General features: G+C 74.1%; 8 protein-coding genes. 1 reads left to right on the top strand and 7 read right to left on the bottom strand.

The genetic code is table 11. The annotated features are described in order from the left end of the window. Positions 1–25 precede the first annotated feature (25 nt). Entirely contained in the window at positions 26–1,876 is a 1,851-nt protein-coding gene (locus tag DEJ47_RS16290; RefSeq protein WP_150169048.1) for a DMT family transporter, read from the top strand. Positions 1,877–1,900: 24 nt separating this feature from the next. On the opposite strand, the gene DEJ47_RS16285 is transcribed toward DEJ47_RS16290, so the two are convergent. The 7 genes from DEJ47_RS16285 to snpA all read right to left on the bottom strand — a co-directional run bounded on the left by DEJ47_RS16285 (position 1,901) and on the right by snpA (position 12,801). Next, positions 1,901–3,151: an alpha-glucoside ABC transporter substrate-binding protein gene (locus DEJ47_RS16285; RefSeq protein WP_150169046.1), complete on the bottom strand. Its 1,251-nt coding sequence runs from the start codon at positions 3,149–3,151 to the stop codon at positions 1,901–1,903. Next, the gene (locus DEJ47_RS16280; RefSeq protein ID WP_223828379.1) at positions 3,148–4,326 is read right to left on the bottom strand and encodes a hypothetical protein; all 1,179 of its coding nucleotides are present in this window, start codon (positions 4,324–4,326) and stop codon (positions 3,148–3,150) included. The genes DEJ47_RS16285 and DEJ47_RS16280 overlap by 4 nt, the downstream gene beginning before the upstream one ends. Continuing rightward, positions 4,323–5,789 carry a VWA domain-containing protein gene (locus tag DEJ47_RS16275; RefSeq protein WP_150169044.1) on the bottom strand — a complete coding sequence of 489 codons (1,467 nt, stop codon included), beginning with the start codon at positions 5,787–5,789 and terminating at the stop codon, positions 4,323–4,325. Before DEJ47_RS16275 ends, DEJ47_RS16280 begins: the two co-directional genes overlap by 4 nt. Further along, the gene (locus DEJ47_RS16270; RefSeq protein ID WP_223828378.1) at positions 5,738–8,092 is read right to left on the bottom strand and encodes a tetratricopeptide repeat protein; all 2,355 of its coding nucleotides are present in this window, start codon (positions 8,090–8,092) and stop codon (positions 5,738–5,740) included. The genes DEJ47_RS16275 and DEJ47_RS16270 overlap by 52 nt, the downstream gene beginning before the upstream one ends. A gap of 41 nt (positions 8,093–8,133) precedes the next feature. After that, on the bottom strand, positions 8,134–9,930 hold the full coding sequence (locus DEJ47_RS16265; protein WP_161237750.1) for a trypsin-like serine peptidase: 1,797 nt from the start codon (positions 9,928–9,930) through the stop codon (positions 8,134–8,136). A 195-nt stretch (positions 9,931–10,125) separates the two neighbouring features. Continuing rightward, positions 10,126–12,012 carry a transglycosylase domain-containing protein gene (locus DEJ47_RS16260; protein ID WP_190415437.1) on the bottom strand — a complete coding sequence of 629 codons (1,887 nt, stop codon included), beginning with the start codon at positions 12,010–12,012 and terminating at the stop codon, positions 10,126–10,128. Between the two features lie 108 nt (positions 12,013–12,120). After that, complete coding sequence (snpA, locus tag DEJ47_RS16255) at positions 12,121–12,801, bottom strand: snapalysin (protein ID WP_150169040.1); 681 nt, start codon at positions 12,799–12,801, stop codon at positions 12,121–12,123. Positions 12,802–13,099 lie beyond the last annotated feature (298 nt).

Here is a 13,099-nt window from a genome sequence, read left to right as displayed (position 1 = left end):
ATGGACGACACGGGGAGAGCCTCCAGTGGCAACAGCGGAGCCGACGCGCGCCGACGACGCCGCCGCACCTGACACGGGCGACGGCCCCCGCACCGGTGGGCGGGTCAAGCTGCCGGCCCAGCGCAGTGCGCCCGGCGGCGGGCCCGCGCAACCGTGGCAGAAGCGCTTCCTGCGCCACCCGGTGACGATCACGACGGCGGTCGCCGCCGTGCTGCACGTCGTCTGGTTCCTCGTCTTCGCCAACAGCGGCGGCGACCTCGCGGCACAGGACGCCTGGGCCGAGTTCGTCGGGCGGCACCCGGCGTCGGCGTACAACCTGGGCTGGTACGGCGGCATGCATCCGGTGTCGTACAGCGTGATCTCGCCGTACCTCATGTCGGTGCTCGGCGTGCGGACCACGATGATGATCGCGGGCACCGTCTCGGCGGGGCTGCTCACCATGATCCTCATGCGCAGCCGCGCGGTGAAGGGCAGGCTGCTGTGGCCGGTCGCCGCGGGTGTCTTCGCGCTGCTCGCCAACGCGGTGTCGGGCCGCGTGACCTACGGCCTCGGCCAGATGTTCGCGCTCGCGGCCGTCGCCGCCGTCTTCTGCTGGCCGCACCGCTGGCGCTACAAGCGGTGGGCGAAGGCCCTGGTCGCCGCTCCGTTCGCGGCGCTCGCGACGATGGGCAGCCCCGTCGCCGGTCTCTTCGTGGGGCTCGTCGCCGTCGCGCTGTTCCTCAGCAAGCGGTACCCGGGCGCGTACGCGCTGGGCATCGCACCCGCCGTCGTCGTGGGCCTCTCCGCGTGGCTCTTCCCGTTCTCCGGCACGCAGCCGATGTCGTTCGGCTCGGCGTCGCTGCCGCTGATCGCCTCGATCATCGTCTACTTCGTCGTGCCGAAGCAGTGGAAGACCGTACGGATCACCACCGCCGTGTACGCGGCGTTCGTGCTCGGCGTCTGGCTGATCAGCTCGCAGATCGGCTCCAACATCTCGCGTCTCGCGATGTCCTTCGCGGGCGTCGCGCTGATCGCCGCGCTGCCGTACGCGGTCCCGAAGTCCCGTACCTGGTACGTGATCATCGTGGCGTTCGTCGGCTTCACCGGGTGGATCGGCTTCAAGGCCGTCGACGACATCGTGCACACCCGCTCCGACGCCTCCTGGACGCGTGAGGTCGCGCCGCTGGTCAACGAGCTGAAGGAGAAGGGCGCCGCGAAGGGCCGCCTCGAAGTGGTGCCGGCCCGCAGCCACCGCGAGGCGTCCGCGCTCCCCGCGTACGTCCAGCTCGCGCGCGGCTGGAACCGGCAGGCCGACATGGAGCGCAACCCGCTCTTCTACGACGACACCCTGAACTCGGCGAACTACCACGAGTGGCTGCAGCGCTGGTCCGTGCATTACGTGGCGCTCCCCAAGGGCGAGCCCGACGGCGACGGCGGCAAGCGCGAGGCGCAGCTCATCAGGGACGGCCTGCCGTACCTGAAGAAGGTGTGGGTCGACGACAACTGGCAGCTGTACGAGGTCACCGATCCGCGCCCGCTCGCCGAGCCGAACGCCGTGGTGACCCGCGCCGAGCAGGGCCAGATGACGCTGCGCGTCGACAAGCCGGGCCGCGTCCTGATCCGCATCCCGTACTCGCCGTGGCTGAGCATCGTCGACGAGCACGGCAAGGGCGTGAAGGCGCCGCAGGAGACCGAGGCGTCGAAGCGGCAGCGCGAGCTGAACGAGAGGCGGCCCAAGGTGTACGAGAACATCAACGGCTGCCTGTCCGAGGCGCGGGAGGACCGGGCGGGCGACAAGTGGGTCGAGCTGCTCGCCCCGAAGGCCGGCGTCTACCGGCTCGGCTCGCCCTACCAGCTGCCGCGCGGCACACCCTGCCCGGAGGAGCTCAGCCGCTGACGCGGGTGCGACGGCCACAGGATCTCAGCCGCCGGGCGGGGCGCAGACCTCCGACTCCGGCAGGTGGCCGGGGGCCGCGTCCTTCGCGGCTTCGGTGCGGACCGTGTCCAGCCGGCCGAGGAGTTCGTCGAGGCGTTTCTCCGTCGGGTCGCCGAAGTACTGCAGGACGGCCCGGTGGAACGCGTCGCGCACGCCCGGCGGCATCACGTCCGACGCGTCGAAGCAGAGCGTCCGCGCCTTCGCCGTGAGGATGTCCGCGATGCGCCGGCCCGTCGCGTCGGTCGGCTGGGGGTCGCTCGCGTCGGGGAAGAACGGCTGCAGCCCGTCCGAGGCCCGTTCCCGCCAGAGCGCGCGGGCCCGCTCGCCGGAGAGGCGGTCGACGAGGGCGCGCGCCGCCGGGTCGCCGCTGAACACGGCGGCCATGTCGCCCGCCACCTCATACGCGCCGTCGTGCTCGGGCCGCCCGCCCAGGTAGCCCGCCGCGGGTTCGACGCGGACCCGGTCGTGCGCGTACACGTACCGGATGAAGGCACCCTGGTGCTCGTGCGTGCAGCGGGGCCGCTGGGAGTCGAGCAGACCGCGCGGACCGACGTACGGCGTCGTCAGGGACCGGTCCACGGCCGCCCGCGTGCGCCTGCCGAGGAGTTCGGCCCAGGTCGTCCACGCCCTGCGGACCCGCGGGTCGCGCCAGCGGACGTCCCCGGTGGCCCACCGCGTGTACGTGGCGGGGCCCGCCTGGTGCAGGAGGATGTCCTCGATCCAGTCGGTGCCGGGCCACCCGGACGTGGCCTGCGAGGCGAGCCCCACGCACCATGCGGGACGGTCACGGGCGCTGCCCTCCTTGCTCCACACCAGGCTCTTCAGGTCGACCTTCAGCGGCACCCAGTAGGTGCGGCGCCCGCCGTCGACGTCGAGGCGGGGCGCCCAGGGCGGGTAGGCGCGGGCGGTGGCGGCGCGGTCGAGCGGGGTGAGGTGTCCCGCGCGGGCGTGCTCCACGAGTTCGCCGATGCTGTTGAGGATCGCCACGTCCGGCGGGTCGCCCGCCTCCAGCTGCGCGCCGAGCGTCTCCCGCAGCGAACGGGTGCCCTGGTACGTGTACGACTTGCCGGTGCCGTCGTCGAGGCGGTGCAGCATCGCCTCGAAGGCCTTGCCCTCCGGACCGGTCCAGGGCCCCAGCACGACGAGGGTCTCGGGCCGCTCGCTCCCGCAGGCACCCGCGGTGACGGCGAGCAGACAGGTCGCGAGGAGGGTGCGGAACACGGTCCGGGGACTCATGGGGTGGCTCCTGGGCGGGAGACGAGGACGTACTCGCGGCGGTAGGCGTGGAGGGTGACCGCGGTGACGCCCGCGCTGAGGAGACCGGCGGGCGCCACCCACGGCGCGACCCCGTCCAGCGAGGAGAGGCGGCCCGCCGCCAGGTCGCGGTTCGCGTGCTCGTCCAGGGACCGGATCAGGAGCGGGTGGCGGGCGCCGAACGGGTCGTCGTCGACGGTCGACTCGATCGCCGGGGTCGTCCGCTCGGCTATCCCGGCCGCCGTCGACACCACCCGTTGCTGCGCCCGGTGGGCGAGGACGGCGTCGGCCGTCAGGAACGGCACGGCGAGCAGCGGCAGGGCGGCGACGAGCAGCGGGACGCTGACGTGGAGGTGCAGCCGGTGGTGGACGAACACCTGGGTGCGCCAGTGGCCGCACGCGAGCAGCACCAGGGCGAGGGCGGAAAGGGATGCCGTGGCGAGGACGCGGCCGCCCGGCGCCGCCCGGTCCGCGAGCCTGTCGCGCAGCCTGTCCTCCAGGGAGGAGATGCGGTCGACGACGGCGGTCGCGTCGGAGCGCGAACCGGTGGCGGGACGGCAGGCCGGATAGCCGTCCGCGCCGGCCTTCCCGGTGGGCGCGGGCCCGGGGGCCGAGCAGAGCATGCTGCGTGCGTACGAGAGTCCGGCGTCCCGGAGCGTGGGGTCGGCGACGTTGTTCTGGGCGAAGGTGATCCAGGTGCCGTAGTCGACGACGAGCCCGGAGACGACGTCGAGCTCCTGGCGTTCGGCGGTGGTCAGGGCGCCGCTGCGGGCCACCTGGTTGAGGTGCTGCACGGCCCTGGTGGTGCGCGTGGTGTACCGCTTGCTCAACCCGCTGAGCTGTACGGCCTCCCCGGCCGCCAGGCTCTCCGCGGCCTCGCGGTCGGCGATGCGCAGGGACGTCTCGGCCTCGGCGAGCCCGACGAGCGCGGGCAGGAAGCTGTCCCGCAGGGTCGCCGAGTCCTCGCGCACGTCCGCGTACGCCCAGCCGAACGTTACGGCCGCGACGACGGTGAGCAGCGGCAGCGCGACGAGCCGGTCCCGCAAGTACCGGCGGTTGCGCGGACGTTCGGCCAGCGGTACCGGCCACGCGTACCGGCGCAGGGCGCGCAGCGCGTCGGCGGCGAGCGGCGGGACGGCGCGCCACAGGGCCGTCACCGGGCGGCTCCGGGCGGCCGTGGGCCGGGCAGGTGGACGCCGGGCAGGACGGTCGTGCTGGTCTGGATGCGGGCGGCCTCGACGTCGAACTTCGCGATGCGGTCCCGGAGTTCGACCCGCCCGCTCGCCGAGTCGCGGACGCGGACGAGGCGGCGCAGATGCTCCTGCATCGCGGTGTCGCCGGTCTCGGCGGCGAGCCGCCACGCGGTGCCGAGCAGCGCCTCGGCGGCCGACCGCCTGCCGAGCTTCAGCTCCGCGCAGGCCTCCTCGAAGGTGCGGTGCAGCTCTTCCTCCTGCCGGTAGTGGGCGACCTGCGGGTCGAGTCGGCTGTACAGGTCGGGGTCGTCGGTCCAGCGCATCAGCACGGGCTGCGGCGCGGGCAGCCGCAGCGGCGCCGGGCTCTCCGCGTCCAGTTCGACCTCCGTGAGGAGGAGCTCCTTGCCGAGCTGGGCGGGGTCGTAGGGCGCGCCGACACACAGCAGATAGGCGCGGGTCTCCTGGCCGCACGGGCCGAGGTCGTACTCCTCGACGGGACCGCCCGCGCCCGTCCCGACACCCGACAGGTCGACGCGGTCGGGGTGGAGCGCGACCCGCGTGGGATGGACCTGCTCGAAGGAGTGCGGACGCACCCCGGCGCGGTGGTAGAGGCGCAGCCGCAGGCCCGTGACGTCACGCCCGGCGGCCCGCCCGGTGAGCGAGGCCAGCTCGTCGGGCAGCCGCGTCAGATCCGCGACGGCACGGGCGCCGCCCCCCAACGCACGGGCGATGAGCAGGAGTTCCTCGGTCTCCCAGGCGTCGCCGATGCCCACGACGTCGCAGGCGAAGGCCCGCGCGCACCGCTCGACCCGCTCCTGCAGCTCGGCCCGCGTCTCGTACCCGGGTTCGTTCTTGCCGTCGGTGAGCAGCAGCGCGTGCCGCACCCAGCCGCCGCCGTCGCCCGTGGCCGGCAGTTCCCGGAAGAGCTGCCGGGCCCGCTCCAGCCAGGTGCCCATCGCGGTGCCGCCACCCGGGGTGCAGTCGTGCAATGCGGCCTCGGCGGCGGCCCGCGACTCGGCGTGCGCGACGGCGAGACCCGGCCGCCTGGGATAGATCATGGCGGTCCTGTCGCCCCCGGCGACCAGAGCGAACAGCGAGCCGTCGGGGATGCGGGCCAGCGCGCTGACGGCGGCGGCGCGGGCGGCGGCGAGACGGCTCGGCGGCATCACCATGGAGGAGGAGTGGTCGATGAGCAGCACCTCCGCGAGGCGGGCCCCGGCCGCCCCCGCATCCGCTGCGGCCGGGTCGCGCACCGTTGCGGCGGGCGGCGCGTGCGCGGCGCCCGCCCTGCGGACCGTCACCGTGAGGACGGCGTACATGCGGGCCGTGTCCTGCCCGCCCGGGGTGCGCGGGCGGGGCAGCTCGACGACCTGGCTCACTTCCAGGCCGACCGAGGCGGCCGGTTCCTGATCTTCTTGCCCAGCCATGGGAAGTCCTTGCCGAATCGTGCGTGCAGGAAGCCGAAGGGGCGGACCGCGTAGGCGCGGTCGAGGAGGATCTCGGCGAGCGGTATGCCGTCGTCCGGCGTCGGCGCGTCCCGGGCGGCCTGGTGGGCCAGGACCCGGTAGAAGCGGGACAGGTCGGTGCGGAGCGCCCGTACGTCGGCGGGGAATTCGAGCAGGGGATCGGCGTGCGCGGCGACGGCACGCAGCTGGGCCCCGGTGATCGCCCCGCCCCCGCCGTCCGCGTCGCCGAGGAGCCGGTGCGCCGCGCCCCACACCTCCGTCTTCATCCGTACGCGCGACGGTTCGTCGGTCAGGCCGTGTGCGGAGAAGAGCCGGCCCAGCGCGCGCACCGCAGCGCCGAGGCCCTCGGCGTCCCGCGCGTGGTCGACGCGGATGCGGACGGCGGCCGTGCGGGCGGCGGTGCGGTGCCGGGAGTGCTGCGGGACCGCGTCGAGCGCGGCGATGGCGTCGGTGAGGGCGTCGGGGCCGCCGAGGGCGAGCCGCGCCCGGACGGCGCCGAACGCCGCGCTGCCCAGCGAGGGGTTCCGCAGCCGCACGGCCTCGTAGAAGGTGAGGGCCTCGTGCAGCCGCCCGAGCTGTTCGGCGCAGTAGCCGAGGGCGAGTTTCGGGGCGTACTCGCCGGGGATCGCGGCGTAGACCCGGTCGAAGCGGCCGCGGGCCTCCGGCACCCGGGAGCGGGCCAGGGCGAGCAGCCCCCGGTGCCAGTCGAGCCGCCAGTCGTGCGGTCCGTTCGCGGGCCCTATGGCGTCCTCGGCCAGGGCGAGCGCGGTCTCGGCGCCGGTGAGGTCCCCGTCCTCGGACCGCAGCGCCACCCGCAGCCGCAGCCTGCACCGCAGCAGGTGCACCTCGGGGGAGTCCCGCCAGTCGCCGGTGTGCTGGAGCAGCGCCTCGGGGTCGTCGTCGCTGAGCCTGCTGAGCTCGCCGTGGTGGTCGTCGTCCGGGTCGGGGCGCGGCACGGGGAGCCGCCCGGCCACTTCGGGCGGGCCGGGGGCGGGGTGGTGCGGCGCGGCCGGGGCGGTGGCCCAGTGCCGGACCTCGGGGGCGGCGCCGAGCCCGCCGTCGAGGGCGTACGCGGACTGGAGGAAGAGCGGGGAGGGCTCGAACGTCTCGGCGCCCGTGCGCAGGGACCGCAGTTCCCGGAAGACGCCGCGCAGCTGCTCGTCCATCTCGCGGGCCGTGGCGAAGCGTCCGGCGCGGGCGGTGCGGGTGGCGCGGCGCAGCGCTCTGGCGAGGGAGACGAGACCGAGTCCGCGGTGGCCCCCGGTGGCGTCGTCGAGCGGGGCGAGCGCCGCGAGGTCGGCGAGGTCGTGGCGGGTCGCGCCGAGCCCGCACAGGGTGCGCAGTGTCTCGCCGAGGCTGAACAGGTCGTCCTGCGGCTCGGATTCGCCGTGCGGGCCGACGCTGGGCGCGCGGTAGAGGGCGGTGGTGAGGCCGGGGGCGCCCGCGCGGCGGACGCTGCCGACGTCGACGAGCTTGGTGGTGGAGCCGTCGTGCATGACGTTGGGCGGCTTGAGGTCGCCGTACACCTTGCCGCGCTCGGGGGCGTGCAGGTGCGCGAGCGCCGCCAGGATCCGCACGCCGTACGCGAGGACGAACTCCAGGAAGCGGTCGCCGCCGAACTCCTCGGGGTGCTCGTGGGCGCGGGCCCGCACCTCTTCGAGGTTGAGCCCGTCGACGTACTGGAGGACGAGGAAGTCCCCGACCCCGGCGTGGTGCCCGTAGTTGAACACCCGGATGAACCCGTCGTGGTTGAGCTCGACCAGCTCTCTGCGCTCGCCCTCCAGGAGGCTGTACGACTCCGTGGCGAGCTCGGCGTGGAGCATCTTCACGGCGACCGCGCGGTCGTCGACCTTGGTGTCGTGGGCGAGGCAGACCTCGCCCATCCCGCCGTACCCGAGGGGCCGCACGAGGCGGTACTGACCGGCCAGCAGGGTGCCGGGCGGCAGGGGCAGCCCGCTGGGGGCGACGGGGTTGTCGCCCGCGCTGTCCGCCCGGTCCAGGAGCGTGATCTCGGGCAGGACCGTGGGGTCGGGGTGCTCGGGGGGAAGGGCGACGTGGGCCGGGCGCGGCGGTTCTGGGGCGACGCCCAGGTCGACGATCCAGTGCTGGGAGGACTCCTCGCCGGATGTCGCCGCGTCGGGGGGTCTCGGTGCCGACTCCGACACGGGCGCCGACGGCGCGGGCTGCACGTCCGCGGCGGAGTGCAGTCCGGTCGCGGGGTCGACGCGCTCGCCGCTGGCCAGGCAGTACCCGGTCGGCGTCACGGTGCCCGAACACCCGGGGTGCGGACAGGACTTCACGGCCGTCACACGTCACCACCCGCGCCCGCGTTCCCGGCCGCACCCTCTTCCACGTCCGCGAGCCGCCGCACCACGCGTGCGAACGCCGTCACCGCCCGCTCGGCGTCGGCCAGCGGGCAGGGCCCGGCCAGCAACAGCTGCTGCGCCGCGCGGTAGGGCCCGACCGCGTCCGGGTGCTCGGCGAGGCCGCGCCGGGCGAGCCGCGCCAGGTGGTCGCGGAGCAGCCCGCGCAGCCGCAGATGCTCGTCGAGCACAGCGCGCAGTTCGCTCTCGGCCCGCTCGGCCCGCAGCAGGTAGGTGTCCACGGCCTGTTCGGCGTACGAGAGCTTCTCCAGGAGGCGCGGCCCGCCCCGGCCCGTCAGCGGGCGCAGCTCGTTGCTGAGCTGCACGGTCCACAGGGCGGCCCGCGCGGCGTACCCGGTGGCGACCGGTGGGTCGACGACGTGCGGTTCGACGCGGTGGAAGAGGCGCCGCGCGCTGCGTTCGGTGTCGGCGAGCGCGTCGACGCGGGTGCCGATGCGCTGCAGCCACTGTGCGGCACGCTCGGCGGGCAGCAGCTTCTCCGCGAGGGCGTACGTGAAGCCGTGCGTGCTGGAGCGCACCACGAGCAGCAGCCGGGCGCCGGAGGCCGCCAGTTCGCCGAGGGCCTTGGCCGCCGCCGCGGGTTCGGTGGCGGACCGGTCGGCGTAGAGCACGGCGACGGCGGGGCGCCGCCGCGGGGCCGTCGGCCGGCCTCCCGGGTGCCGTCCCGCCGCGTGCCGCAGCTCGTGCCGCAGGACGGCGAGGGCTTCGCGGAGCTCCGGCTGGTCGGGGTCCTCCAGTGCGGCGCCCTCCAGGTCGAGGACGAGGCCGATGCTGCCGACGCGGGGCGCGATGCCGGCGCGCGACAGGAGCGAGTCGCCGCCGTCCCGCGGTGCGTCGCCGCCGGGTCCCACGGGCCGCACCGCCAGCTGCGGGGACTGCTCGCGGTCGGCCATGTTCAGGACGACGTACAGCGCCTGGCGTGCCCGGTCGTCGTCCTCGGCGATGAAGAGGACCTCGGTGTCCCAGGCGTCCACGTCCCCGTTCAGCCAGCGCGTGACGGTGCGCTGCAGGCCGTGCGGGCGTGCGGTGCGGGCGGCGTCCGCCGAGACGACGCGGTGGCCGGGGATGGCGTGCGGCCCGGTCACGTACCGCTCGGCGAAGCGGCGGAAGTACTTGGCGACGGTGGCCGCCGGGATCATGTACCCGTGCTCGCCCCGCTCGTCGGCCTGCGCCAGGATCCCGAGCAGCCGGTCGCTGCCCTCCTCGCGTACGCCCGCACCGCTGAACCCGCCCCGCAGCCGCTGACCGGAGTCCGCGCCCGCCCCGGTGAGGTCGATCTGCACCCGCTCGTCGCCCTGCCCGCCGGGCCCCCGGCAGACCCCGGTGAGCCACTGCCCGCCCGACTGGTACTCGGGGAACCCGTCGACGAGGACCGTGGCGCCCCGGTAGTCGAGGGTGCGGTGCAGGGTCACGGAGGAGGGGAGGGGCGCGGGGTCGTCCAGCACGAGGACGGCGAGGTCGCCCTGCGCCTTGCCGAAGGGCGGCACCCAGTGTCCCGCGGCGACGGTCGCGGTGCGGTGCGGAGTCCGGGTGAGGCCCTGGAGCAGCGGGAACTCGACCTGTACGCGGTCGGGGCGCTGTCCCGTCGCCGGGTCGCGGATCACATGCGCGCAGGTGAGCACGCGGTCGGTGCCGAACAGCACCCCGGCGCCCAGCACGTCGCCGCTGCCCGAGGCCGCCCAGCGTCGCAGACGTACCCGCCAACTCGCGTGATCCATGGGTGAGTTGGTTCCCCCGTCCGCGTTGACCGCGTCCCCCTCCATGTCTCCTCAGGATAGGTGCGGGGGCGGCCAAAGGCTCCTGGGCTGCAAGGTGAGGCAGGGGGAGGGCCGCGCACACAGGGAGCGCGGGGGAGCGCGCAGGGCGCACCGGCCCCACGAGCACCTCCTGTCCGGTGGTGAGCCGACCGCGGCCTACCCCTCGTACTCCTTCCAGATCCGCGGCGGCAGCACGTTCCCCCGCTCCGACTTCTTCCCGGCCACCCCCGACAGGGGCAGCAGCTGAGGTTCGCCGGGCCGCAGCCGGAACAGCGTCACCGCCGTGGACAGGTCCTTCGAGAAGCCCGCGAACCAGGCCGACCTGAGCCGGTCCTGGTCGCCCGTGCGCCCCGCCGCGACGTCCACCCCCATGCGCTTGCCCGCCGTGCGCAGCGCGTCGGCGACCTCCTGGGCGACCTGCGGGTCGAGCGCGCGCCGCGACGAGGGGGGTGCGAGGCCGGACAGCGGCTCACCGTCCTTGACGACCTTCGTGACCGAGTACGGGTCGCGCCGCACGCCGTCGTTGGCGAACGTCCCGTACGCGGTGGCCATGCGGATCGCGCTCGGCGTCGACGTGCCGATGGAGAACGTCGGCTCCAGGCGGGCCATGCTGTGCCGCAGCATCCCGGCCGCGACCGCGGTCCTGCGCACCGTGTCCCGCCCGACGTCCTTGCCGAGGCGTACGTACGTGGCGTTGCCGCCGGACACGAGCGCCTCGCGCAGCGTCGGCCGGTCGGGGTCGGGGGCGCCGTCGGCCCGGCGCAGGACTCCGTCCGCCGCGTAGTGGCTGTCGGCCCCGACGCCCTGCCGCGCCGCCCCGTACTGCAACGCCGCCGCCAGCACGAACGGCTTGAACGCCGAGCCCACGGGGACGCCCGATGTGTCGGCGTTGTTGGTGAAGTGCGTGGTGGCGTCGGGCCCGCCGTACAGCGCGACGAGCGCCCCGTCGGACGGCCGCACCGAGGCCGCGCCGACCTGCACGTGCCGGTCCGCGGGCCGCTTCTCCGGGTCGAGGTCGCGCGCGACGACGCGCCGCACCGCCCGCTCCAGGCGGTGCACCTTGGTCCTGTCGAACGTGGTGTGGATCTCGTAGCCGCCGCGGGCCAGCTCCTCGTCGGTGAGGCCGGTCTGCTGCTTGAGGTAGCGGTTGGCGACGTCGACGAGGTAGCCGGTCTGGCCGCCGAGGCTGGTGGAGCGCGACCGGCTGCGGGGCTCGGGGAAGACCCGGTACTTCGCCCGCTCCTTCTTCGCCATCAGCCCGACCTCGACCTGCCGGTCCAGGATCCACGCCCAGCGCTCCCGCGCCCGCTCGTGGTTGGCGGCGCTGACGGCCGGGTCGTACAGGTCGGCGCCCTTCAGCATGGCGGCGAGCATCGCGCCCTGACTGGGGTCCAGCTCCTTCGCCGGGATGCCGTAGTAGGCGCGGGCGGCGGCCTCGATGCCATGGGCGCCCCGCCCGAACCAGCTGGTGTTCAGGTACCCCTTGAGGATCTCGCTCTTGTTCTTCTTGCGGTCCACCTTCAGGGCGATGACGAACTCCTTGACCTTCCGTGTGACCGTCTGGTCCTGCGAGAGGTAGGTGTTCTTCACGTACTGCTGGGTGATGGTGGAGCCGCCCTGCGTCTCGCGGCCGCGTGCCATGTTCACGGTGGCGCGGGCCAGGCCTTTGAGGGAGACCCCGGCGTCGTCGTAGAAGGTCTCGTTCTCGGCGGCGATCACCGCGTCGACCGCGGACGGCGCGATCTGGTCCAGCTCGACGTTCTGCCGGTTGACGGCCCCGGTGCTGACCATCTGTGAACCGTCGGACCAGTAGTAGACGTTGGCCTCGCGGCGGGCCGCCGCGTTCTCGTCGGGGATGTCCACGCTGACGTACACGCAGACGAAGAGGGTGGCGACGGAGGCGGCGCAGAGCCCCGCCGCGCCGAGGAGCTGGCGCCACGAAGGGAGCCAGCGCCGGACGCCGCTCCTTCCGGCGCGCGGGTAGTCCACGATCCGTCGCCGGCCGCGGCGACGCGGCTTCTTCCGCTGAGCATGTGTACCCATGCCGGAGGAGAGCCCGCCGCACGCGGCCGGGTTGGCCCGGAGGCCGTCAGCGGTACGTAACAGTCCGCTCGCGAACGCGGTGGGGAGACCGCGCGCGGCCGACTGGGGTCAGCGGACCTTGGTCAGCGCGCCCTTGTCCTTGAAGGCGGTGAGGCCGTTCGCCCAGAGCTGGTTGACCCGGGACCGCTCCTGCGCGTTCGGGTAGGCGTTGGTGCAGGACGTGCCGGGGCCGCCACCGGACATCAGCTCGCTGCACGGACCCGAGTAGTGGTCGGGCAGACCGAGAACGTGGCCCGTCTCGTGCGCCGTCACACGCGTGGAGTTGTACTGCTGGTTCTGCCGGTAGTCCAGGAAGATGTACCCGCGGCCGTGCCCGTCGGTGGAGGCGTACGAGCCACGCGGGTCATTGCCCTCGCGGTACTGGAAGTTACCGGTCGAGCTGGTCTCCTGCAGCTTCACGTTGCTGACCGAGGAGTTCCAGATCTGCGTGCTCCGGGCTATCTGGGTGCGGAAGCTGGGCGCCCGGCTGGTGTTGTAGGTGACGGTGACGACCTGGATGCCGGGCTTCGCCGCCTGCTTCTTCAGCGCCGACTTCATGACGGCGTCGAAGAACCTCTTGTTGGCGGCCTGCTCCTCGGCCGAGCCGACGTACGACGACGTGGCGTACGTCGACGAGGGCTTGACCGTCTCGGGAGCCGGGGCCGCGAGCGCGGAGGGCGCGGCGGCCAGCGAGGCGACGAGGGCGGCCGAGCCGAGGGTGGCGAGGAAGCTGATGCGGGATCTGTTCATGGGGGTGTCCCTTCCGGGGAAAGGCCGGTAGCCGGTACGCCCGGGATGTCCGGGCCGCCGGGACCGGAGGCCTGCGGGTGCGGCTTCCGGTCGGGGACGAGTATTCGGGGAACGGGGCCTGTTCGTACCGATGTCATTCGGCGATAACGTCAAAGCATCAACTGTTCTACGTACGTGTGCCGTTGCGACGTCCGGACTCGGCGCACGTGGCTCGAATCGACCATCGGGACGGGGAATTACCCGGACCGCCGGGCGATTGCTGATGCGTGTCAGCCGGTTCCGATCCGCTCTCCGAGAG

The organism is Streptomyces venezuelae, from assembly GCF_008642355.1.
Lineage (GTDB): Bacteria > Actinomycetota > Actinomycetes > Streptomycetales > Streptomycetaceae > Streptomyces > Streptomyces venezuelae_B.
The sequence above is the reverse complement of the archived record's forward strand: the minus strand, read 5'-3'. Positions and strand labels throughout refer to the sequence as shown.

What these genes read in the sequence shown, in the direction of transcription:
- snpA (WP_150169040.1), bottom strand. Translation starts at nt 12,801, where the DNA reads ATGAACAGATCCCGCATCAGCTTCCTCGCCACCCTCGGCTCGGCCGCC.
- DEJ47_RS16260 (WP_190415437.1), bottom strand. Translation starts at nt 12,012, where the DNA reads ATGGGTACACATGCTCAGCGGAAGAAGCCGCGTCGCCGCGGCCGGCGA.
- DEJ47_RS16275 (WP_150169044.1), bottom strand. Translation starts at nt 5,789, where the DNA reads ATGGCTGGGCAAGAAGATCAGGAACCGGCCGCCTCGGTCGGCCTGGAA.
- DEJ47_RS16265 (WP_161237750.1), bottom strand. Translation starts at nt 9,930, where the DNA reads ATGGATCACGCGAGTTGGCGGGTACGTCTGCGACGCTGGGCGGCCTCG.
- DEJ47_RS16285 (WP_150169046.1), bottom strand. Translation starts at nt 3,151, where the DNA reads ATGAGTCCCCGGACCGTGTTCCGCACCCTCCTCGCGACCTGTCTGCTC.